Origin of the sequence: Bradyrhizobium cytisi, assembly GCF_008123515.1 — a bacterium.
In the GTDB taxonomy this organism is placed as follows: domain Bacteria; phylum Pseudomonadota; class Alphaproteobacteria; order Rhizobiales; family Xanthobacteraceae; genus Bradyrhizobium; species Bradyrhizobium cytisi.
In genome coordinates this window covers 293,619-315,604 of record NZ_VSSR01000016.1, presented here as the reverse complement: position 1 = coordinate 315,604, position 21,986 = coordinate 293,619, and the positions used below count along the sequence as shown (strand labels likewise).

The following is a 21,986-nucleotide window of genomic DNA, read 5'->3' as shown; positions in this document are numbered from 1 at the left end:
ATCACTGTGCAGAGGTACTAGCCGGGCTTGATCGCCAATCTATCGAAAGACGCCTGTACGAGGAACATCGCCCTCGATGCGTTAGTCTCGGCCAACTTTCCTTTAGTTATCGAGATTCCGGAACCGAGTTGGAGGGCTGGGCAGACGCGTCAAATCAGAATACCCGTGTTCTAAGCGCCCACCGCAATGAAATTCGGCGCGAAAGTAGGGAACGTCGCCTGATATATGCAGGCACGAAATTGTAAGTTGAGCGCTTTCCTTTCTCGTGACAAGTCGAGTTTCACTTTTGGGTCGATCGCAATCAAATGTCGCCGAACAAGCGTGCAAATCGAACGAGCAAACGCGCCGAAAGCTCAGCTGTACGAAACGAACTAGAAATTAATGAGAAACACATATCCCAAATGGGACTGTCGACTTGGATTCGCACAGCTATAAGTTGCCGCAGTTATTGATGGTGTTTCTAGCTTTAGTTGTCGATGAATGTAGACATGTGAAAAGAGTAGCGCCCATGCCGCGATCAGGGTCGTTCGACGAGGATGAGAACGAAAATCTACGATCTTCCGTCGATCAGCTCGGCATGAACACAATTTCGCTGCCGGAGTTGGTCCGGCATGAAGCGCGATTGACCGAAGAGTGCATCCTGGACAGCCAGCGGCTGCAGGCTCTCGAGGAGCGGAACGTCGAGCTGAAGCGACTGCTGGCCCAAGAGCTAGACGAGGCGGCGCATCTTCGAAACCTCTTGCTGGAAAGGGCGCGGAGCTCGTCACACACCGCTGTTGTCTGTGACGGAACCGGACCCGACACTCCCCGGCCACCAAATCTGCCGACCACTAAGTCAGAGCATGAGACGCGTCGTGTCACCGATTTCGTCAAGTGGAGACTTCAGCGTGGCTCGGTCGAGTGATGCAATTGGCAGGGCAGTGAAGACCTCGATACGCCTTCGGATCATCGCGTAAAGCTCGTTGAGAAGGGTCGTTCGCTCAGACATCGGTCCGTTGAACTGCGCCGGGTCGGGTAATGGCCAAACGGCCGTTACGAATCTCCCGCCAAGCTGCTCACAAATCGGGCCATGAGGAACGTCACAAAGGGCCGCAATGAAATCCATGCGTGGCGCGTTTGGACCTGCGAAGTCGCTGCAAGGCTTGCAGCAAAGCCTGGAGGTCTCATGGCCGAACATCCGAAGCCGCTCGATGACCTCAGGCAACGGTGTTTGTGCCGGTTCTGTCCCGGCGGAATAGGCCCGAAAACGTCCGTATCAAGGCTGGCTTTCTCAAGCCGTTCGGCAAAAAGGCCAAGGGCACCTAAACCGCTTCTAGGCGCAACCATCGTTGCGCCTAGACTTCATTCTTGCGCCTAGCCTTGATTCCTGCGCCTAGATCGGCCATTCTTGCGCCTAGATTCTACGCGCAGGAAAGGCCGCTTTGGCGAAGCAGATCCCAGAAGAAGCACTGGCCGCTATTGAGGATGCCGTGCGGCGCGACCCCAACGGCGTGTCGGCGCCGGAGATTCTGCGCGCCCTGGCGACTCCCGTCCCGCCGCGCACCCTCCAATATCGCCTCAAACACCTCGTCACCCGAAATCGCATCATCATGGACGGCGAAGGGCGGTGGGCACGATACCGGATGCCCGATGCGGCCATCGACGCGGCAGCGCGGGAAGATGCCAACGAACCTGTCATTCCGCTCTCTGAAGCGGCTACATCGATTCGCGACTATGTCCGTCAGGCGCCGGAGGCTCGCAAGCCAGTCGGCTACGATCGAAAATTCCTCGACCGCTATCGACCGAACGCTTCCTTCTACTTGACCGAGCAGGACCGCGCGCATCTAGCGGCCATTGGCCGCCCGCAGATCGCGGAACAGCCTGCGGGCACCTACGCCAAACAGATCCTCAGCAGGCTGTTGATCGATCTCGCCTGGAATTCGAGCCGTCTGGAAGGCAACACGTACTCGCTCCTCGACACCAAGCGCCTCATCGAGCTGGGCGAAGAGGCCGTTGGCCGCGCGCATCTCGAGGCGCAGATGATCCTGAACCACAAGGACGCGATCGAATTCCTGGTCGGCGCCGCTGACGAAATCGGCTTCAACCGCTACACCTTCCTCAATCTCCACGCACTCCTCGCCAACAACCTCCTCGCCGATCCCTCCGCGGCCGGCAGGCTGCGCTACATCGCCGTCGGCATCGAACGCTCCGCCTTCCATCCGCTGGAGGTGCCGCAGCTCATTGAGGAAAGCTTCGATCAGATCCTGGCCACCGCTGCCGCGATCAGCGACCCCTTCGAACAAGCGTTCTTCGTGATGGTGCAGCTTCCATATCTGCAGCCCTTCGACGACGTGAACAAGCGCGTGTCGCGCCTCGCCGCCAACATCCCGCTCATCAAGCGCAATTTAACGCCGCTGTCGTTCGCCGATGTGCCCCGGCAGACATATACGGAAGCCGTGCTCGGCGTTTACGAGCTGAACAATATCGACCTTCTCAAGGACGTCTTCATCTGGGCCTATCAGCGCTCGGCCGCTCGCTATGCCGCCGTTCGCCAATCCCTCGGCGAACCCGATCCCTTCCGGCTTCGCTACCGCGAACAGTTTCGCGAGCTCATCGCCGAACTTGTCCGGGCGCGCGTAGGTCGGAAGGACGCTGCAGCAAGAATAGCGACTTGGTCAAAGAAAGAGATCGATCCCAGCGATCGAGAGCGTTTCGCCGAGATCGTCGAAGCCGAACTGATAGGCCTGCATGAGGGCAATTTCGCTCGCTATCGAATCCGTCCCTCGGAATTCGCAGCCTGGCGACAAGTCTGGGAGGCCAGATGACCGATACCGCACCGCCAGCCAAACTGCCGGCCGCAGCGATCTACACTCTCACCATCGAGCGCTTTCGCGGCATCACCTCTCTCAAGTGGAAGCCATCGCGCGGCGTGAATGTCATTCTCGGCGGCGGCGACGTCGGCAAGACCACGATCCTCGAAGCAATCGCGCTTCTCCTTAGCCCCGTCAATCCAACAACGCTCTCCGATCCCGACTATCACGACCGGGATATCGAAGCCGGGTTCTCCATCGAGGCTGTTCTGTCCCTGCCGGCCGGCGCCGGAATGAGCGGTCAGATGAAACCCTCTTGGCCTTGGGAATGGACCGGCGAAGAAGCAGCCGTTCCTGCCCTGGAGCACGACGGCAAGCTCGCCGGTGAACCGGTCTACCGAGTTCGTGTGCGCGGCACCGAAGACCTCGAGCTGGCTTATGAGATCGTCCAGCCAGACGGTTCTACCGATAGCTTTCCCGTCGCGCTGCGACGCGCGATCGGCCTCGTCCGCCTGAGCGGCGATGATCGCAACGACCGCGATCTTAGGCTAGTCCAGGGTTCTGCACTGGATCGGCTACTCTCCGACAAAGGCCTACGCTCCCGCATGGCGAGCGAGTTGGCGAGAAACGACGTCAAGAACGAGCTGACCACCGAAGCACAGGCTAAGCTCAAGAATCTCGATACCGCGTTCCAGAGAGAAAGCCTGCCTGCCGGCCTCGATCTTGCGATCACTGGCGGGCAAGGTGCGTCGATCGCGTCAATGATCGGCCTCACCGCGGATCGCTCCGGCATCCAATTGCCCCTTGCGAGTTGGGGAGCCGGAACCCGCCGATTGTCAGCGCTCGCCATCGCCGAGCAGAACCAGGGCGATGCGCCGATCACGCTCGTCGACGAGGTGGAGCGCGGGCTCGAACCCTACCGGCAGCGGACGCTGATCGAGAAACTCCAAACCGGCTCGTCGCAGGTGTTTCTGACCACCCACAGCCCGGCCGCCATCTCGGCCGCCGCGACTTCCTTGATCTGGTACGTGGATCATACCGGCCAAATCGGGCCGCTCGACGCAACTAAGATCGCGAAGCACCGCAAGACCGATCCGGAAGCCTTCCTGTCCCGCCTCGCCATCGTAGCAGAAGGCGCGACCGAACTCGGATTTACCACGGCCGTCCTTGAGCGCGCGTTCGGCTCCGTGCTCGAGCAACATGGCGTGCATGTCAGCGATGGGGGCGGGCATGAGGCGACGCTCGGCATCCTTGAAGCCCTCGCGGCCGGCGGCCTGCAGTTCGGGGGCTTCGCCGACGACGAGGGCAAACATCCCACACGCTGGGCCAAGCTTCACACGAAGCTCGGCGGCTTACTCTTCCGCTGGCCGTCGCTCTGCATCGAAGAAAACATCATTGCCGTCGTCCCCGAGGATAAGCTGGAAGCGTTCATCACCGACCCCACCGGCGAGAAAACTGGCATTCGCTTACGCACTCTGGCCGATCGCATCGGCATCGCCGACAAGGATTTTGCGGCGCTCAAGGCGAAGGCCGGCGCCGATTTCAAGGCCCGCATAGTCGAGGCCGCTCTCGGCACTGTGCCCACCGGCCAGGAAAGCGATAAAAACGAGTACAAAGCGCATGCCGGCCGGTGGTTCAAATCGGTCGACGGCGGACGTGAACTCGCCGGAAAGCTCTTCAGCCTCGCGCTCTGGCCGGCGCTGAAACCGCAGCTCCTTCCGTTCTGCAACGCCGTTCGCACAGCCATCGGTCTCACCGAGATTGCGGATCTGGACGGATGAGCGACGCGTCGGTCCACACGGCGTTAAGGTCCGACGCACCGCTGGTGCTGGTCGAAGCGCCGGCCGGCTGCGGCAAGACACACCAGGGCGCCGACTACGCCCGCGATGTCGCCGCTGATCGCTCCAACCGCCTTCTGATTTTAACGCATACACACGCGGCCTGCTCGGTGTTCGCCGAGCGCACCCGGGGCAGCGGCAGCCGCGTCGAAATCCGCACGATCGACAGCCTCATCGCGCATATCGCGACCGCTTATCATCTCGGCCTCGGACTTCCGGCAGACGTGCCGACCTGGGCCAGGCGGACGCCCGATGGCTATCGACATGTCGCACTTCGCGTTGCGGCATTGCTCAAGCGGCACCCGATGATCGCCACGGCTCTGGCCAAGCGCTACCCTGTCGTCATCTGCGATGAGCATCAGGATTGCAGCGGCGACCAGCATGCGCTCGGTATGGCCATGCTCGATCAAGGCGCGAGATTGCGAGTCTTCGCCGACCCCGTGCAACGCATCTTCAAGGAAACGCCTCTGGCCGGCTCGACTCCGGCACAGGATTGGGTCGCTCTCACGAAACAGGTCCATGCGTTCGAGGAGCTCGACACGCCGCATCGCTGGCGGAGCGGCTGCCCCGACCTTGGGCGCTGGACCCTCCTCGCCCGGACGGCGCTCAAAAACGGCGGAAAGATCGATCTTCGCAATAATCTGCCTGCCAGCGTATCGGTGGTTGTTGCAGAGAACCAGGCCCGCAGGAACATGGAGTATCAGCTCGCTCCGACCGACCGGCGAGTCATCGACGCATTCACGCGATCCCATGCGTCGCTGCTCGTCCTCACGCGGTATAATGAGACGGCACGCTCATTGCGCGCCTTCTTCAACCGCCGGCTCCCGCTATGGGAAGGCCATACGCGTTCGGCCCTTGAGAAGCTGGTTGATGCAATTACTGCAGGCAACGCCGACTGCCCCAAGCTTGCCGCCGCTGTCGTCACGTTCATGAATGATATCGGCAAAGGCTTCAGCCCTTCGGCGTTCGGCGATCGGTTCGAAAAGGAAGTGCGCGAAGGCTGTACGACAAGGAGTCGAGGCAAGCCCGCCACGATTCAGGAGCTTGCCCGCTTCCTCTTGGCCGAGCCCGATCATCGGGGCGTCGCCAAGCTTCTCGCGCGCTTGGCGGAACTGAAACAGGGCGACGCCGATTTCGCCGATATCGAGATGGATCACAGCAGGGAGTTCTGGGAAGCGGTCAGGCTCGGCAACTTCGAGGATCTCGAAGCAGGCTTAGCCGAGATAACACACCGCCGCACTTACGGACGGCCCAAGCCACCCGACGCTGCTATTAGCACCATCCATAAGGCCAAGGGCCTCGAATGCGGCAACGTCGTGGTGATGCCGTGTGACTCCACCACCTTTCCTGACCGCGAGGATGCCCGGTGTCTTCTCTATGTTGCTATCAGCAGAGCCAAAGAGCGATTGATGCTTGTGGTCTCGCGGGCCGATCCGAGCCCGCTTTTCCAGCTCTAACGGTTCTATCGGCAATCAGCCTTCTGGCAGCGTAATCGATACCGCAAGCGCCGCACCGATCGGACCAGACCGGCGTTCAAGAAAATAGCGAACGCGGTCGTCCCGAGAGGCATCAAACTGCTGACCAACCTGACAAGTAAGAAGCAGGTCGGCCGCCCAGGTCTCCAGCGGCCAATCACTCGCCGCGCCGATGCGCTTCACCATCTCATAGGTCGGCGCTTCGCCCTCGTTTAGCTCCGCAAGGGCCTGGTGAACATGATCCGCGTCGAACACGCGGCAGCCGACGGCTGGCTGATCGATCCGAATACGCTCTCGCAAGGGATAGCTGATCGAAAAGGGTACCTTATGTGGGTTATATAATAGGTAGTACACTTACACTGCCTTTCCAAAATCGCGATTCAATGTATCGATCGATTTCACCCGATCACTACCTGAGTGGATGGCTCCATAGACGCAGCTTTCGCCGAACGAAAATTCACGATGGAGAGCTCCAATAGCTTGGGCGTTTTCCCGCCGGATGAACGCATTCATCCCATAGAGGAATCCGACCTCATCTTCATCGTCTACGTCGTTGTTGTCCGGATACAATCGCTTAGATTGAAGCAATCCAATCTTCTTAGCGATTAGTGTCTCGTGCCGATAGATAAACACGAGAACTGCGATATCCGCCGTCTCCCATCGACGTCCAAGAGGAAGGTCCCAATGCGGCCGGCCAATCCGCCGCAAGCCGCCGATGTTGTGCGTGTCCATGCGCACAATAGCTCCCGACGGCAGCAACGTTGGGGCAGTCTCGGGGATCAGCGCCTCGATTAGACCATCATCCAGCGAGGTCTCCCGCACGTTGGGTAGATTGACTAGCCGTTCGGATACACGCCGGTTAGCTTCGGAGAAAATAGTCCGGAACCACATCACCACATCTTCCGGGATTTGAGGCCAAGGGTTCATGCCTATCTCCAGTGCAACCGCAGCGCCTCTTCATGAATGTCCGTGACTGGTCGGCACTAGTAAATTGGAATACGCGGCCCTGATGATTGGAAGTCAATGAGATGATTGTTGTGAGGCGGCGGCCGCCACTTCGAAGTGAGTTTGTCGGGGGAAGGCCTTCCCCCTGACCGACGCCAGGGTCGCCGGTACACCCCATCAGCGGGGACACCCCGCAGCGCCCCGAGAGTGAGAGTGGAGCCGGGTTTCCGTGACGGGCTAAGGGCTGGAGGAGAGGCCTCCGGCGCCCGTCATGGAGATGACCCATGACCCAAGTCGAAGTTCTGAGCGATGGCCGCGACCACGTCGGCGGCTACAAGGTGGACGTAACCCGCGGCACGCGCGTCGGCCGCGTATCGTCGGAATGGTTCTCGCGGCCAGCGGACGAACGCTATCTGTCGTTGTCGGACCTCTATGCCGCTGTGCGTGGACGGACCGAGCGAAGCCGCACCCGAACGGTCGAGAGCGCTGCGATCCGAGTTGAGGCCAGCCGCGACGATGTCGAGCGCCTGACGCTAACGCTGCCCGGCTCCGAGGAGCCGATCGCACCGACCCACTGGAGTTTCGGCCAACTCGCCGGCCTGGTCGGAGCGCCGGCGGCTTACCTCCGTCAGCTTCCAGCGCCGCTGGCCGGCATCAACCTGCAATACGGCTTGACCTCCCGTTCCGCCGAGCAGGTGAAGACGCTCGAGATCGAAGACGGTCGCGTCGAGCTTCGCGCCGTTACGGGCCCCGAATACGGGCGCATCTTTGACGACGAACTCGTCGCGGCCGTTCAGCAAATCGCCGGCAACGGCACGGGCGATACACGCTGGAAGGTCCCGGGTGTGCTCGATTGGTCGACCGGAGTCTATCACCCGCACGTCGACATCAGCCAGGATACGACGACGCTCTACGCTTCCGACCGCGACGTCTTCCTGTTCCTGGTCGACGACCTTAACCCGATCGAGGCCGGCCGGCTGCGTGATGGCTCGCCGGACCTCTACTTTCGCGGCTTCTACTGCTGGAATTCCGAGGTGGGTGCCAAGACGCTCGGGATGGCGAGCTTCTATCTCCGCGCCGTCTGCCAGAACCGCAATCTCTGGGGCGTCGAGGATTTCGAGGAGGTCACCATTCGTCACTCCAAATACGCCGCCTCACGCTTTGCGCAGGAGGCGGCGCCGGCACTCGCCAGCTTTGCCAACTCCTCGTCGAAGCCCTTCGTCAACGGCATTAGAGCCGCGCGAGAAATGATCGTTGCCCGCACCGACGACGACCGCAGCGAGTTTCTCCGCAAGCGCGGCTTCTCGAAGGCCGAGACAGCGAAGATCATCGAAAGAGTGTTATCGGAGGAAGGGCGTAAGCCCGAGAGCGTGTTCGATTTCGTGCAAGGCATCACAGCGGTTGCGCGGGGCAAGACCCATCAGGACGCGCGGCTCGATCTGGAGGTGCGCGCGAAGAAGCTGCTCGACCGCGCAGCCTGATATCCGGAAAGCCGGAGATGCGGAACGGTGCTTCTCGGGTTCGTGGCTTTCCATTTTTCCTGATCCGGTTTGCGGCGTTGCCCTCAGAGGAAGAGGGCGGCGCTGCGCTTTGTGACGGGTTGGAGGTCCCAGAGAGAGTCTTTGGGCCGCCCGTCGTGGAGTATCACCTATGGCTACTGCCGTTCAGAAGATCACCCTGTCGTCCTCGCGCGACATCCCCTTCAATAAGCTTGTGCTCAGCCAGTCGAATGTTCGGCGTGTGAAGGCCGGCGTCTCCATCGAGGAGCTGGCCGAGGACATCGCCCGGCGCACTTTGCTCCAAAGCCTCAACGTCCGGCCGGTCCTCGACGCCGAAGGCGCCGAGACCGGCATGTTCGAGATTCCGGCCGGCGGACGCCGCTACCGTGCGCTGGAGTTGCTGGTGAAGCAGAAGCGCCTGGCCAAGACCGCGCCGGTGCCTTGTGTTGTGCGCGATCCCGCGACCACCATTCTCGCCGAGGACGACTCGCTGGCCGAGAATATCCAGCGCGCGCCGCTCCACCCGCTTGACCAATTCCGCGCCTTCCAGGCTCTGCGCGAGAAGGGCCGGACCGAGGAGGACATCGCGGCTGGCTTTTTCACCTCGGTCAACGTGGTGAAGCAGCGCCTGCGCCTCGCCTCGGTTTCGCCCGCGCTGCTCGACGTCTATGCCGACGACGGCATGTCGCTCGAGCAGTTGATGGCCTTCACCGTCACGCCGGATCATAACCGTCAGGAGCAGGTCTGGCAGGCGATCTCCGGCTCTTGTCAGAAGGAGCCCTATCAGATCCGCCGCATGTTGACGGAGAAGACGCTGCGCGCCTCCGACCGCCGCGCCGTGTTCGCTGGTCTCGACGCCTACGAGGCGGCCGGTGGCGTGGTGCTGCGCGACCTATTTCAGTCCGACGACGGCGGCTGGCTTGAGGACGTCGCTCTGCTCGACAGCTTGGTTGCTGAAAAGCTGAGGCAAGAGGCGGAAACGATCGCCGCCGAAGGCTGGAAGTGGATCGAGGTCGCGATCGACTTCCCCTACGGCCATAACCGTGGCTTGCGAGAGCTGGATGGTGTGCCCGCCGCTCTCACCGCCGAAGAGCAGGCGACCATCGAGGCGCTCAAGGCCGAATATGCCAGGCTCGAAGCCGAGCATGACGGTGTGGACGAGCTGCCCGACGAGGTTGACCAGCGACTTGGCGAAATTGAGACCGCTCTCGCCGCCTTCGACGATCGACCCATCACCTATCAGCCGGCCGACATCGCTCAAGCGGGTGTGTTCGTCGGCATCGATGCCGAAGGCACGCTCTTGGTTGATCGCGGCTACGTCCGTCCCGAGGACGAAGTGCGCGTGACCGAGCCAGAGCAGAACAGCGACGGCGAACCCGCTGCCGCGGCCCTGGACGGCGCCGAACCATCAGCACCGGCTATCCAGCGCGCCGTCATTATCGGCGGCCAAGTCGCGGAGCCCGAGGACGAGGATGATGATGCGGTGAAGCCGCTGCCGGACCGCCTGCTGACCGAGCTCACGGCGGAGCGGACGCTGGCGCTGCGCGACAAGCTGGCGATCACGCCTTCGGTCGCTTTCCAGGCGGTGCTGCACAAATTCTGCATGGACGTCTTCTCCCGCTACTCCTCCAACGGGACGGCGATGGAGGTCTCCGTGCGCAGCGCCAGCTTCCCGGTGCAGGCGCAGGGGCTGAAGGACAGGCCGGCGGCCAAGGCGATCGACGCGCGCCACAAGACCTGGGAGGAGCGCCTGCCGAAGGACAAGGCCGACCTTTGGGATTGGCTCACCGGCCTCACCGGCGACGAGCAGGCAACGCTCTTTGCGCACTGCGCCTCATTCGGCGTGAACGCGCTCTACGAGAAGGGCGACCGATACGGCGGCGGCGCCACGCCGCACACAGTCGAGCAGCGCATCGCCGACGCCGATCGCATTGCTAGCGCCGTCGATCTCGACATGGTGGAAGCCGGCTGGCGTCCCACCGTCGAGAACTATCTCGGCCGGGTCCCGAAGCGCCGCATCCTCGAGGCTCTGCGCGAAGGCGCCGGTGAGCGGGCGGCCCAGCTCATCGATCATCTGAAGAAGGGCGACATGGCCAAGGAGGCCGAACGCCTCCTGGCTGAGACCGGCTGGCTGCCCGAGCCACTGCGGATGGCCGACGTCGACCAGGCGGCAACCGCCGACGCCGTGGAGCCCGAGGGCGATTGCGAGACGCTGCCGGAATTCCTCGCCGGAGACGGCGAGGAAGCTCCGGCCGATGAAGCGGACGAGCCTCACATGATCGCGGCCGAATAACTCGACTACGCGGGGCGGCTTCGGCCGTCCCGCGTCTATTCACTGCCATTCACATTTGCGTCAATGCAATCGAATGACACCGTCGATGGCGTGCAATTCGGCTGGCTTGATTAGCTTTGAATGAGCCACGGAAACTGCGAACAGCGGACCATCGAACGTTGTCTCCCAGAAAGTAAGGAAATCCTTCAGCGCCGGAAAGTCGGGAAACATATCGTAGTCCTGCCAAACGTATGTTTGTAGCAACCAGTGACGATCTGGACGTCTGTAAACTATTTCCGCCGTCGTCAGCCCGTAGCCTAGGACTTGCTTACGAAAGTCGTTTGAAACGTTACCTTTCGAGACCATCTCAACCTCCAGCCGCCTTAAAAGCGATGCAGGCTGTCAACTCCGCGAATCTCGAAACGTTCAATAGGTGACTATATTCAACGCGGTAGCAGCATCGGCCTTTGCCTGCTAGCGATGTCGCAACCCATTTCCGGCAGCTAACGGCTAACGTCTTTGGTCGGCGCCCTTGTATCTCACTCTTACAGGCTTATACAGGTGACTAGCACTCGCTACTTGCGACTGCCAATCCAAAATTAATATGCAAAACAAGGAGGATCGCATGAAATTCCGTCCGCTGCACGATCGCGTCGTGGTCAAGCGCATCGATGCCGAAGATAAAACCGCTGGCGGCATCATCATTCCGGACAGTGCCAAGGAAAAGCCCTCGCAGGGCGAAATCACCGCGGTTGGTCCGGGCGGCCGCGACGAATCTGGCAAGCTGATCCCGATCGATCTCAAGGTCGGCGACCGTGTGTTGTTCGGCAAGTGGTCCGGCACCGAGGTCAAGCTCGATGGCGAGGACCTGCTGATCATGAAGGAGAGCGACATCATGGGCGTTCTCACCGACATGCCCGCCGCCAAGAAGAAGGCTGCTTGAGCGCCTAATCCGACAACATTTCAAGGAAATACATCATGGCTAGTAAAGAAGTTAAGTTCGGCGTTGAGGCGCGGGACAAGATGCTGCGCGGCGTCGACATTCTCAACAACGCGGTAAAGGTCACGCTCGGCCCCAAGGGCCGCAACGTCGTGCTCGACAAGTCGTTCGGCGCTCCCCGCATCACCAAGGACGGCGTCACCGTCGCCAAGGAAATCGAGCTTGAGGACAAGTTCGAGAACATGGGCGCGCAGATGGTGCGCGAAGTCGCTTCCAAGTCGGCCGATGCGGCCGGCGACGGCACCACCACCGCGACCGTGCTGGCCGCCGCCATAATTAGGGAAGGCGCGAAGTCGGTCGCCGCCGGCATGAACCCGATGGATCTGAAGCGCGGTATCGACCTGGCGGTGGAAGCCGTGGTCGCCGACCTCGTCAAGAACTCCAAGAAGGTCACCTCGAACGAGGAAATCGCCCAGGTCGGCACCATCTCCGCCAACGGCGATGCCGAAATCGGCAAGTTCCTCTCCGACGCCATGAAGAAGGTCGGCAACGAGGGCGTCATCACGGTTGAAGAAGCCAAGTCGCTCGAGACCGAACTCGAGGTCGTCGAAGGCATGCAGTTCGACCGTGGCTACATCTCGCCCTACTTCGTCACCAACGCCGACAAGATGCGCGTTGAAATGGAAGATGCCTATGTCCTCATCAACGAAAAGAAGCTCTCTCAATTGAATGAACTGCTTCCGCTGCTGGAAGCCGTAGTGCAGAGCGGCAAGCCGCTCGTGATTATCGCGGAAGACGTCGAAGGCGAAGCCCTCGCCACCCTCGTCGTCAACCGTCTGCGCGGTGGCCTGAAGGTCGCGGCCGTCAAGGCGCCGGGCTTCGGCGATCGCCGCAAGGCCATGCTGCAGGACATCGCGGTTCTGACCGGCGGTCAGGCGATCTCGGAAGATCTCGGCATCAAGATGGAGAACGTCACGCTCGCCATGCTCGGTCGCGCCAAGAAGGTGATGATCGACAAGGAAAACACCACGATCGTCAGCGGCGCCGGCAAGAAGGCTGACATCGAGGCGCGCGTGCAGCAGATCAAGGCGCAGATCGAGGAAACCACCTCGGACTACGACCGCGAGAAGCTGCAGGAGCGTCTGGCTAAGCTCGCAGGCGGCGTCGCGGTGATCCGCGTCGGCGGCGCGACTGAAACGGAAGTCAAGGAGCGCAAGGATCGCGTGGATGACGCGATGCATGCGACCCGTGCGGCGGTTGAAGAAGGCATTGTGCCGGGCGGCGGCGTCGCCCTGCTGCGTGCCTCCCAGCACCTCAAGGGGCTTCGCACCAAGAACGACGACCAGAAGACCGGCGTCGAGATCGTGCGGAAGGCGCTGTCCTGGCCGGCGCGCCAGATCGCGATCAACGCTGGCGAGGACGGTTCCGTCATCGTTGGCAAGATACTTGAGAAGGACCAATACTCCTACGGCTTCGACTCGCAGACTGGCGAATACGTCAACTTGATCACCAAGGGCATCATCGACCCTACCAAGGTTGTTCGCGTAGCCATCCAGAACGCGGCCTCAGTGGCAGCGCTGCTGATTACCACCGAGGCCATGGTGGCCGAAGTGCCGAAGAAGAACGCAGGCGGCGGCATGCCTGCGGGCGGCGGCGGAATGGGCGGAATGGGCGGAATGGACTTCTAAGTCCAACCGTTCAAAGCTCAACAATAAGAAAGGCCCGGCAAAAATGCCGGGCCTTTTACGTTGGGATGCTTTCAATCATTAGAACGACTCGAAGACGAAACGGATCAATTTGGGACCAGTTCAAGAGCGTTCTGGAAGACGACCCAGGAGCCCAGGGGCTGCCGCAAAACTGCCGCGGCTGAATAGGCCCTCTGCAGTAGACCACAGCGCTATCGCTTTTTCTTCTTTCCAAAAATGTCGTTCCAGTTGTCCTTGTAGGCTTTGGATACCGGCTTCTGACCCTCGCCCATACCTTGCTTTTTTGGTGTAGCGTCCGGTTTGTTTTCCGTCTTGGTAGAGGATTCCGGCTTGGCTTCGACAATTTTGTTCTCGGTGATCGGTTTTTTCGGCGGAGTGTCTTTAGCCTTATCAACTGACATTGTTTTTCCTTATAGGCATATTTTGCTCAGAGGCCCTTTGATTCTGCCGTCGGATAGAGGGCGAACAGGCAAGCACCCGTTTGGCTGGTAGTGGGTCAGTTAGAAAAATGCCCCCAAAAGAAATCGCTTGGTTAATGCGGGTGGGGGGCTACTTCTTTTTGTAATCATCAGGAACTGGATTCCAGCCACGCAACCGGTTGTTCATACGCCTCACGCAATCGGCGTTAAGCTGATGGGTCATATCTTCGACCTAAGCAACAGGAATAGGGCGCTATCACCCTCGACTTGGGCCGTTTCGCGCGATGTCGCATAGCCAGACATTATCGGAGCATCACTTTCGCAGACTTGCCACTCCCACCGCGTTGGGTTCACGGCGGCTAGTTTCACTTCAAGTAGGTGCGAGCGAGGGGCATTTGCCATCCAACGAATATGCGCTCCGCCCGGCCCCTTTTCCAGCCCGGAAGTCCGCCACAATCAAACCCACTACGGTCTGGCTATGTCAACAGATCGGGAAATCTAGAGCAACTCCTGAACGATGCGCGGGCAGTGAGGATTGCAGTGGGATCCACTGGGTCGAGCCAGCAGCAAGTCCCGTCAAGTCCGCAAAGCGGAAATAATTAAAAGCAAGGCCGTGGTATGCCCGTTCAATCAGAACGCCGGGTCTCCCGACGGGTCGAAAACCTCCCCTCCGCTCGAAGAGTTTTGTCCGCCACCGTCCCGGCACCTCCGGCACATGCTTTTCTGGCGCACCCGACACGATTCGAACGCCTGACCTGTGCCTTCGGAGCCTTGCTCCACCCCAAAACAGCCCCCGCAAGGCCGTTGCCGATAGGAGGCCAATCGGCTAAATGAGGCGGCAGACGCACCCGTAGCTCAGCTGGATAGAGCGTTGCCCTCCGAAGGCGAAGGTCACACGTTCGAATCCTATCGGTGCGCCATTTTTTCTTATTTTACGGCGGATATCGGCCGGCCCCTGCCGTTTCCCTCACGTTTTGACGAGCAGGTCCAGCGCAAGGCCGACCATTTCGAGTTGCTGCTCGGTCTGCTCAAGATACTCGCCCACGCCCCGGAGGAAAGCTCAGCGGATGTCGAGCTTTGGCGCCGACGGGCGGACGCCGCCATCGCGAAGGCCGAGGCCATTCTCGCGGGCGAAAACGATCCGATCCAGGGAGCTGTGTCATGACGAAATACATCGTCACCGTCGTCGAAGGGGCGATGTGAGCCACCTCGCGGAAGCGGTCGCCGACGCTGACGACCGCCAAGCCTAGCCATCTTGGCAGTTCGGATACTGACGAACGCTCTGTGCACGGCGCGCCGCCACCCGGTGGGGCGCCGTTTCTCATGTCGGGCACGGCCTTGATGCTGAGAGGGAGAGGTCGGCCGGGACGGGTTTGAGCCGGTGCGGTCAGAGAGAGCGCCGGCCGGCTCGCCCGTTCCCGCTTCTCCATAAGGCTTCCTCCATGAATGACTTTTCCCCGATCGCGGCCGATCAGGCTGCGCCGATCTCGCCCGTCCGCGCTCCCGAGGGCGCCAGCGTCATCATCGCTGCCGCCGAGCAGCTTCTCCCGCATCTTGAGCGTGGCCGACGCATCGACCCTGCAATCGTACGCGCCGCGATGGAGGTGGCCTGCGGCGCGTCCGATGCGACAGGCGCCTGGGATTGGAAGATGGCCTATGACGCTTGTGAGGTCGCCACCGTCCTGTTCCTGCGCAAATACGGAAAGGCGCTTTTCCGTAAAGCCAACTCTGCGGCTTCACGACTTTCTGCTTTGGATAAAATCGCGGGGCTTCTGCCGACCCACACGCGCCGCTCTGCCGAGAGCGAGACTTTTCAGCAATTCTCGACGCCGATCCCGCTCGGCCTGGCTGCGCTTACCGCAGCCGCCATTACGGCGGCGGATCGCGTGCTGGAGCCGTCCGCAGGCACCGGGCTGCTCGCCGTCCTCGCCGAGATCGCCGGCAGCGGGCTCGTGCTGAACGAACTGGCCGAGACCCGGGCCACGTTGCTCTCTTCCCTCTTTCCGGCCATTTCTGTCACGCGCTTCGACGCGGCCCAAATCGACGATCACCTCGATCCCGCCGTCGTCCCGAGTGTCGTGCTGATGAACCCGCCGTTTTCGGCGCTGGCGAACGTCTCCGGCCGCATGGCCGATACCGCATACCGTCACATCGCCTCGGCCCTGGCGCGTCTCGCCGATGGCGGCCGGCTGGTCACGATCACCGGCGCAAACTTCTCACCCGAAGCGTCGGATTGGCGCGACGCCTTCGCCCGATTGCAGGAACGCGGCCGCGTGGTGTTCACCGCCGCGATCGCCGGCGCGGTCTATGCCAAGCACGGCACCAGGATTGAGACGCGCCTCACCGTCATCGACAAGGCGCCTGCCGATGACCCGCACGCGTTCCCGGAGTCGCCGGGAATGGCGCCCGATGTCACGACGCTGCTCCGCTGGATCGGCGGACACGTTCTTCCTCGCCTGAGCGTTGCATCAACCGGCGCGCTTCCCATGTCAGTCTCGCCGGCGCCTCGCACCGTGCGCGGCTATCTCGCGCGGGCCGCCGCACAGTCGGTTAACGCGTCGGTCGCCGATCCCGAAGCCGTCGACCTCGTCTATGAGACATTCGATTGGACGCCGCCCGACTGCGCGCATCTCAGCGATGCGATCTACGAAGAATACCGGCTCCAATCGATCCGGATCCCCGGCGCGCAGACGCACCCGACCAAGCTGGTGCAGTCGGCCGCGATGGCCTCAGTCGCGCCGCCGAAGCCGAGCTATCGGCCGCGCCTGCCGGCGAACCTCGTCAGCGGCGGCATCCTGTCCGACGCCCAACTTGAGACGGTCATCTATGCCGGCGAGGCCCACGGTAACTATCTCGCTGGCGCCTGGACGGTTGACGAGACCTTCGACCTCGTCACCGCCGCGCGCGACGACGCACCAAACGCCGTCCGTTTCCGTCGAGGCTTCATGCTCGGCGACGGGACCGGCGCCGGCAAGGGTCGTCAGTCCGCCGGCATCATTCTCGACAACTGGCTGCAGGGCCGGCGCAAGGCGGTCTGGATCTCGAAGTCCGACAAGCTGATCGAGGACGCCCAGCGCGACTGGTCGGCGCTCGGCATGGAGCGTCTGCTGGTCACCCCGCTCTCGCGCTTCCCTCAGGGCAAGCCGATCCTCCTCTCCGAAGGCGTCCTATTTTTAACCTACGCTACGCTGCGGTCCGACGACCGCGGCGAGAAGCTTTCGCGCGTCCGGCAGATTGTTCAATGGTTGGGCTCCGACTTCGACGGCGTCATTATTTTCGACGAGAGCCATGCCATGCAGAATGCCGGTGGCGGCAAGGGCGAGCGAAGCGATGTCGCCCCCTCGCAGCAGGGACGTGCGGGCTTGCGCCTGCAGCATGCGCTGCCCAATGCCCGCGTCGTCTATGTCTCGGCGACCGGCGCCACCACGGTCCAAAATCTCGCCTATGCCCAGCGCCTCGGGCTCTGGGGCGGCGAGGATTTCCCGTTCGCCACCCGCGCCGAGTTCGTCGAGGCGATCGAGGCGGGCGGCGTCGCGGCGATGGAGGTGCTCTCCCGCGACCTTCGCGCGCTCGGCCTCTATACTGCTCGCTCGCTTTCCTACGACGGCGTCGAATACGAGCTCGTCGAGCACCAGCTCACCGACGAGCAGCGGCGCATCTACGACGTTTACGCCGGCGCCTTCAGCGTCATCCACAATCATCTCGACGCAGCAATGCAGGCCGCCAACATCACCGGCGAGACCGGCACGCTCAACCGGCAGGCGAAGGCGGCCGCGCGCTCGGCCTTCGAGTCCGCCAAGCAGCGCTTCTTCGGCCATCTGCTCACCAGCATGAAGACGCCGACCCTGGCCCGCTCCATCGAGCGGGATCTGGCCGACGGCCATGCCGCGGTGATCCAGATCGTGTCGACCGGCGAGGCGCTGATGGAGCGCCGGCTCGCCGAGATTCCACCGGAGGAATGGAACGACGTGCGCGTGGACATAACGCCGCGCGAGTATGTGCTGGATTACCTCGCCAATTCCTTCCCGGTGCAGCTCTACGAGCCCTTCACCGACAGCGAGGGCAATCTCTCGTCCCGGCCCGTCTTCCGCGATGGCCAGCCGGTCGAGAGCCGCGAGGCCGTCGCCCGCCGCAATGAGCTGATCGAGCGGCTTGCTTCGCTTCCGCCTGTTCCCGGCGCGCTCGACCAGATCGTGCAGCGTTTCGGCACGGACCTCGTGGCGGAGGTGACCGGCCGTTCGCGCCGCGTGGTACGCAAGGGTGACCGCCTTGCCGTCGAGAACCGGGCCGCTTCCGCCAATCTCGCCGAGACCGCCGTCTTCATGGATGACCTGAAGCGCGTGCTTGTCTTCTCGGAGGCTGGCGGCACGGGTCGCAGCTACCACGCCGAACTCTCGGCGCGGAATCGCCGGCTTCGCGTCCATTATTTGCTCGAGCCGGGCTGGAAGGCGGACGCGGCGATCCAGGGCCTCGGCCGCACGAACCGCACCAACCAGGCGCAGCCGCCGCTGTTCCGTCCCATTGCGACCGACGTGAAGGCAGAGAAGCGCTTCCTCTCGACCATTGCGCGCCGGCTCGACACGCTGGGTGCTATCACGCGCGGCCAGCGCCAGACCGGCGGCCAGGGCCTGTTCCGGCCCGAGGACAATCTTGAGAGCCACTACGCCCGCGATGCGCTGCGCCAGCTCTACCTGCTGCTCGCGCGGGGCAAGGTGGAAGGCTGCACGCTCCAGATGTTCGAGGAGGCCACGGGCCTGAAGCTCATGGACGCAAACGGCATCAAGGACGAGCTGCCGCCGATCACGACGTTCCTGAACCGGCTGCTCGCGCTCACCATCGACCTGCAAGGTCTGCTGTTTACAGCCTTCGAGCAGTTGCTGAACGCCAAGGTCGAGGGCGCTATCGCCAGCGGCGTCTACGACATCGGTCTCGAGACCCTGCAGGCCGACAGCTTTGTCGTCACCGATCGGCGCTCGATCTACACGCATCCTGCGACCGGCGCGGAAACCCGGCTGCTCACGATCGCCGAACGGCGGCGCAATCGCCCCATGACGCTGGATCATGCGCTCGATTGTCTCGCCGATGCTCGGGCGGTGCTACTGGTCAACGAGCGCTCGGGGCGCGCCGCGGTGCAGGTTCCAGCGCCAAGCTTCATGCTCGATGACGGCGAGATCGAGAGCCGCGTGCGGCTGATCCGCCCGATGGAGAACCATCATGCTTCGATGAAGATGATGGACGAGAGCCACTGGCAGCCTGCGGATCGCGGGACATTCGCCGCAGCATGGAACGGCGAAGTCGTGGACGTCCTCGAGTTCGCTGAGAGCACTCTCCACATCGTCGCCGGTCTGCTGCTGCCGATCTGGAAGCTACTTCCGAACGAGTCGACCCGGGTCTATCGGCTTCAGACCGACGAGGGCGAACGCATCATCGGTCGCAGGGTCTCGCCGGCCTGGGCCGCGAACGCTTGCGCGACCGAAACCTGCAGCTTGACCCCACACCAAGCCTTCTCGGCGCTGATGGAGGGGCGCGTTGTCCTCGACCTCGCCGAGGATCTGCAGCTCCGTCGTGTCCGCATGATGGGCGCCCATCGGATCGAGCTGTCCGGCTTCACCGATACGATGCGTGACCGGCTGCGCACCTACGGCCTCTTCAGCGAGATCATCTCGTGGAAGCTGCGCATGTTCGTGCCATCAGATGCGACCGGCGCCGGAGTGTTGGCGAAGGTGCTCGACCACTATCCGGTCGCGCGCATCGACGAGCGGGAGGCCGCCTGATGGCCCGCGACAACGCCTCCGAACTGGCCCGCCGTCTCGCGCGTGACGCCGAGGCGGTGTGCCGCCATTACCTGTCCAACGGGCGGCGCCAGGGCCGCTACTGGATGGTAGGCGACGTCCGCAATACGCCCGGCCGGTCGATGTTCGTCCGGCTCAGCGGACCGGAATCCGGTCCTGGCGCCGCCGGGCATTGGACCGATGCCGCCTCGGCCGAATATGGCGATCTGCTCGACGTGATCCGCGAGAGCTGCGGTTTCGTAGACTTTCGCGATGTCGCCAATGAGGCACGACGCTTTCTGAGTCTGCCGCGTCCAGAACCGGAGCCCAAGCAAAATCGACTCCGGTCGAGAAAATCGCCCGCGCCCCTCGGATCGCCAGAGGCGGCGCGGCGACTCTTCGGCATGTCGCAGTCGATTGTGGGCACGCTTGTAGAAACGTATCTCCGCAATCGCGGCATTACGGTTTTGCACGAAACCGGAAGTCTGCGTTTTCACCCACGTTGCTACTACCGGCCCGACGACCACAGCCCGACCGAGACCTGGCCGGCGATGATCGCCGCCGTCACCGATCTCTCCGGCCACCTGACCGGCGCGCATCGCACCTGGCTTGATCCCGGCGGCTTCAGCGAGACGACGCTCGGCAAGGCGCGGATCGATACGCCGAAGCGGGCGATGGGCGACCTGCTTGGTCACGCCGTTCGATTTGGCGTAGCTGGCGAAGTCATGGCGGCCGGCGAGGGCATCGAGACGATGCTGTCGCTCCGCAGCGTCCTGCCGCCGATGCCGATGGTGGCAGCACTCTCGGCGGCGCATCTCTCCGCCATCCTCCTCCCGGACACGCTGCGTAGGCTCTACATCGCCCGCGACGACGATCCTGCCGGTGACGGCGCCATGGCGACCTTGATCGACCGGGCGCAGGAGGCCGGGATCGAGGCGATCGTGATCTCGCCACGGCTTGGCGACTTCAACGAGGATCTTCGCCTGCTCGGATTTGACGCCCTTCGGGCCGCAAGCCGCGTGCAGATCGCGGCGCAGGACGTCGCGCGCTTTATGGAGCTGGCGGCATAGCCGGAACGGATGAGGGCGATGCGGCCGCTTCGTTACCGCGAGGCCGCTGGTCATGCTTCCCCGCGGCGCCGGAGAGGACCGCATCCACGGCCTTCTGAGAGGGCGATCGGGCGGCAGGCGGCCCGGACCGGCAACCTCGCGGGTCGACTATTTTCCGTCGGCGGCAGAGCCGCCTTTACATCGCGAGTCAAAATAGTCGGCCCCCTTCGGTCCTCCGCCAAGGCCGCGGCCCTTCGCTGCGCTGCGGGTGCAAGTCCGTTCCGCCTGCCGCTTTCGTCGCCATGAAGGCCGCGATGGGCGCGGTCGAGCCGACCAGGGAAACCGCAATGACCACCAACAACGACGACGATTTCGAGCCGCACCACAGCTCATCCCCGACCGACCAGGTCCTCCAGGAACTCCAGCTCCATGGCTACCGTCCCTTCCACGATGAGTCCGATCCCCGGCAGCTCCCTGAAGGGCGAGTCCTCGCCGGCAGCATCGCCGACATCTTCGATGCCCTGGTGGTGGCGCTGTCCGATACCCGTCTTGAGCCCGACCTCGAAGACCTGCTCTGGTCGACGGTGAACGTCTTCCATCGTGCCGTCGACAGGATCGAGCGCGAGCTCGACGACAACGAGCTGGCGCAGCAGCGCTCGCAGCGGGAGCAGGACGGCAGCGAGATCAAATCCGTCGAGCTGGAGCGACTGACGGCAGAAGGGCAGACGCTGATCGAGCGACGCAACGCCTTCGAGCTGATGCGCGACCAAGCCGCCGACGAGTTCGAACGCCACACCCATTCCGCCTGGCGGCCGCGCAACCGGTCGAAAGTCAACCACCGCAATCTGACCTCCGCGATGATCGACAGCCGCGATTTCCTGGCCGCGAAGAAGCGTGCCGAGAATCAAGTGCTCATGCCGCCGGGCCCGAAAGTCGCGCTGACCGGCGGGCTCGACTTCAACGATCACCGGTCGGTCTGGGCCAAGCTTGACCAGGTGCACGCCAAGCATGCGGACATGGTGCTGCTGCACGGCGGATCGCCCAAGGGCGCCGAGCTGATCGCCGCCAAGTGGGCCGACAACCGCAAGGTCCCGCAGATCGCCTTCAGGCCCGACTGGACCAAGCATGCCAAGGCCGCTCCGTTCAAACGCAACGATGCGATGCTGGAGACGCTACCCATCGGCGTGCTGCACTTCCCCGGCACCGGCATCCAGGACAACCTCGCCGACAAGGCCAAGAAGCTCGGCATCCCGGTCTGGAAATTCGGCGGCGCGTGAGCGCTG

At 62.6% G+C, this 21,986-nt stretch carries 16 protein-coding genes; 12 read left to right on the top strand and 4 right to left on the bottom strand.

The genetic code is table 11. From position 1 onward, the window contains the following. Window positions 1-415: 415 nt before the first annotated feature. From FXB38_RS10610 to FXB38_RS10595, 4 genes are all read left to right on the top strand, one after another. Window positions 416-904 carry a hypothetical protein gene (locus FXB38_RS10610; protein ID WP_148750792.1) on the top strand — a complete coding sequence of 163 codons (489 nt, stop codon included), beginning with the start codon at window positions 416-418 and terminating at the stop codon, window positions 902-904. Window positions 905-1,421: 517 nt separating this feature from the next. Beyond that, window positions 1,422-2,804 (top strand): Fic family protein, encoded by a 1,383-nt coding sequence (locus FXB38_RS10605; RefSeq protein ID WP_148750791.1) that lies wholly within the window; start codon window positions 1,422-1,424, stop codon window positions 2,802-2,804. Beyond that, the gene (locus FXB38_RS10600) at window positions 2,801-4,570 is read left to right on the top strand and encodes an ATP-dependent nuclease (RefSeq protein WP_148750790.1); all 1,770 of its coding nucleotides are present in this window, start codon (window positions 2,801-2,803) and stop codon (window positions 4,568-4,570) included. The genes FXB38_RS10605 and FXB38_RS10600 overlap by 4 nt, the downstream gene beginning before the upstream one ends. Then, window positions 4,567-6,084 carry an ATP-dependent helicase gene (locus tag FXB38_RS10595; protein ID WP_148750789.1) on the top strand — a complete coding sequence of 506 codons (1,518 nt, stop codon included), beginning with the start codon at window positions 4,567-4,569 and terminating at the stop codon, window positions 6,082-6,084. Before FXB38_RS10600 ends, FXB38_RS10595 begins: the two co-directional genes overlap by 4 nt. Before the next feature lie 15 nt (window positions 6,085-6,099). On the opposite strand, the gene FXB38_RS10590 is transcribed toward FXB38_RS10595, so the two are convergent. Next, window positions 6,100-6,357: a hypothetical protein gene (locus FXB38_RS10590; RefSeq protein WP_148750788.1), complete on the bottom strand. Its 258-nt coding sequence runs from the start codon at window positions 6,355-6,357 to the stop codon at window positions 6,100-6,102. A 99-nt stretch (window positions 6,358-6,456) separates the two neighbouring features. After that, complete coding sequence (locus FXB38_RS10585) at window positions 6,457-7,029, bottom strand: hypothetical protein (protein ID WP_148750787.1); 573 nt, start codon at window positions 7,027-7,029, stop codon at window positions 6,457-6,459. A 302-nt stretch (window positions 7,030-7,331) separates the two neighbouring features. Between FXB38_RS10585 and FXB38_RS10580 the strand changes: the two genes are divergently transcribed. Together FXB38_RS10580 and FXB38_RS10575 are read left to right on the top strand one after the other, a co-directional pair. Next, complete coding sequence (locus tag FXB38_RS10580; protein WP_148750786.1) at window positions 7,332-8,528, top strand: DUF932 domain-containing protein; 1,197 nt, start codon at window positions 7,332-7,334, stop codon at window positions 8,526-8,528. A 169-nt stretch (window positions 8,529-8,697) separates the two neighbouring features. Next, a complete protein-coding gene (locus tag FXB38_RS10575) occupies window positions 8,698-10,839 on the top strand; it encodes a ParB/RepB/Spo0J family partition protein (protein WP_148750785.1) in 2,142 nt (713 codons plus the stop codon). 60 nt (window positions 10,840-10,899) lie between these two features. Here FXB38_RS10575 and FXB38_RS10570 read toward each other — a convergent pair whose 3' ends face one another. Then, window positions 10,900-11,184: an usg protein gene (locus FXB38_RS10570; RefSeq protein ID WP_148750784.1), complete on the bottom strand. Its 285-nt coding sequence runs from the start codon at window positions 11,182-11,184 to the stop codon at window positions 10,900-10,902. Window positions 11,185-11,443: 259 nt separating this feature from the next. Between FXB38_RS10570 and FXB38_RS10565 the strand changes: the two genes are divergently transcribed. Next, complete coding sequence (locus FXB38_RS10565; protein WP_148750783.1) at window positions 11,444-11,761, top strand: co-chaperone GroES; 318 nt, start codon at window positions 11,444-11,446, stop codon at window positions 11,759-11,761. 35 nt (window positions 11,762-11,796) lie between these two features. Then, entirely contained in the window at window positions 11,797-13,446 is a 1,650-nt protein-coding gene (gene groL, locus FXB38_RS10560) for a chaperonin GroEL (protein WP_148750782.1), read from the top strand. Window positions 13,447-13,655: 209 nt separating this feature from the next. Here groL and FXB38_RS10555 read toward each other — a convergent pair whose 3' ends face one another. Continuing rightward, entirely contained in the window at window positions 13,656-13,865 is a 210-nt protein-coding gene (locus FXB38_RS10555) for a hypothetical protein (RefSeq protein WP_148750781.1), read from the bottom strand. Between the two features lie 889 nt (window positions 13,866-14,754). Here FXB38_RS10555 and FXB38_RS44825 point away from each other — a divergent pair. From FXB38_RS44825 to FXB38_RS10535, 4 genes are all read left to right on the top strand, one after another. Then, window positions 14,755-15,048, top strand: a complete 294-nt coding sequence (locus tag FXB38_RS44825; RefSeq protein ID WP_430640167.1) for a hypothetical protein — start codon at window positions 14,755-14,757, stop codon at window positions 15,046-15,048. A gap of 277 nt (window positions 15,049-15,325) precedes the next feature. Beyond that, window positions 15,326-19,657 carry a strawberry notch family protein gene (locus FXB38_RS10545; protein WP_148750780.1) on the top strand — a complete coding sequence of 1,444 codons (4,332 nt, stop codon included), beginning with the start codon at window positions 15,326-15,328 and terminating at the stop codon, window positions 19,655-19,657. Further along, entirely contained in the window at window positions 19,657-20,724 is a 1,068-nt protein-coding gene (locus tag FXB38_RS10540; RefSeq protein WP_148750779.1) for a DUF7146 domain-containing protein, read from the top strand. Before FXB38_RS10545 ends, FXB38_RS10540 begins: the two co-directional genes overlap by 1 nt. Before the next feature lie 326 nt (window positions 20,725-21,050). Beyond that, window positions 21,051-21,980, top strand: coding sequence for a DUF2493 domain-containing protein (locus tag FXB38_RS10535; RefSeq protein ID WP_148750778.1), 930 nt, complete (start codon window positions 21,051-21,053; stop codon window positions 21,978-21,980). The last annotated feature ends 6 nt before the right edge of the window (window positions 21,981-21,986 follow it).

Excerpts from the sequence above, each read along its gene's own strand:
- FXB38_RS10600 (WP_148750790.1), top strand. The coding sequence starts at position 2,801 with ATGACCGATACCGCACCGCCAGCCAAACTGCCGGCCGCAGCGATCTAC.
- FXB38_RS10595 (WP_148750789.1), top strand. The coding sequence starts at position 4,567 with ATGAGCGACGCGTCGGTCCACACGGCGTTAAGGTCCGACGCACCGCTG.
- FXB38_RS10585 (WP_148750787.1), bottom strand. The coding sequence starts at position 7,029 with ATGAACCCTTGGCCTCAAATCCCGGAAGATGTGGTGATGTGGTTCCGG.
- FXB38_RS10580 (WP_148750786.1), top strand. The coding sequence starts at position 7,332 with ATGACCCAAGTCGAAGTTCTGAGCGATGGCCGCGACCACGTCGGCGGC.
- FXB38_RS10575 (WP_148750785.1), top strand. The coding sequence starts at position 8,698 with ATGGCTACTGCCGTTCAGAAGATCACCCTGTCGTCCTCGCGCGACATC.
- FXB38_RS10570 (WP_148750784.1), bottom strand. The coding sequence starts at position 11,184 with ATGGTCTCGAAAGGTAACGTTTCAAACGACTTTCGTAAGCAAGTCCTA.
- FXB38_RS10565 (WP_148750783.1), top strand. The coding sequence starts at position 11,444 with ATGAAATTCCGTCCGCTGCACGATCGCGTCGTGGTCAAGCGCATCGAT.
- groL (WP_148750782.1), top strand. The coding sequence starts at position 11,797 with ATGGCTAGTAAAGAAGTTAAGTTCGGCGTTGAGGCGCGGGACAAGATG.
- FXB38_RS10555 (WP_148750781.1), bottom strand. The coding sequence starts at position 13,865 with ATGTCAGTTGATAAGGCTAAAGACACTCCGCCGAAAAAACCGATCACC.
- FXB38_RS10545 (WP_148750780.1), top strand. The coding sequence starts at position 15,326 with ATGAATGACTTTTCCCCGATCGCGGCCGATCAGGCTGCGCCGATCTCG.
- FXB38_RS10540 (WP_148750779.1), top strand. The coding sequence starts at position 19,657 with ATGGCCCGCGACAACGCCTCCGAACTGGCCCGCCGTCTCGCGCGTGAC.
- FXB38_RS10535 (WP_148750778.1), top strand. The coding sequence starts at position 21,051 with ATGACCACCAACAACGACGACGATTTCGAGCCGCACCACAGCTCATCC.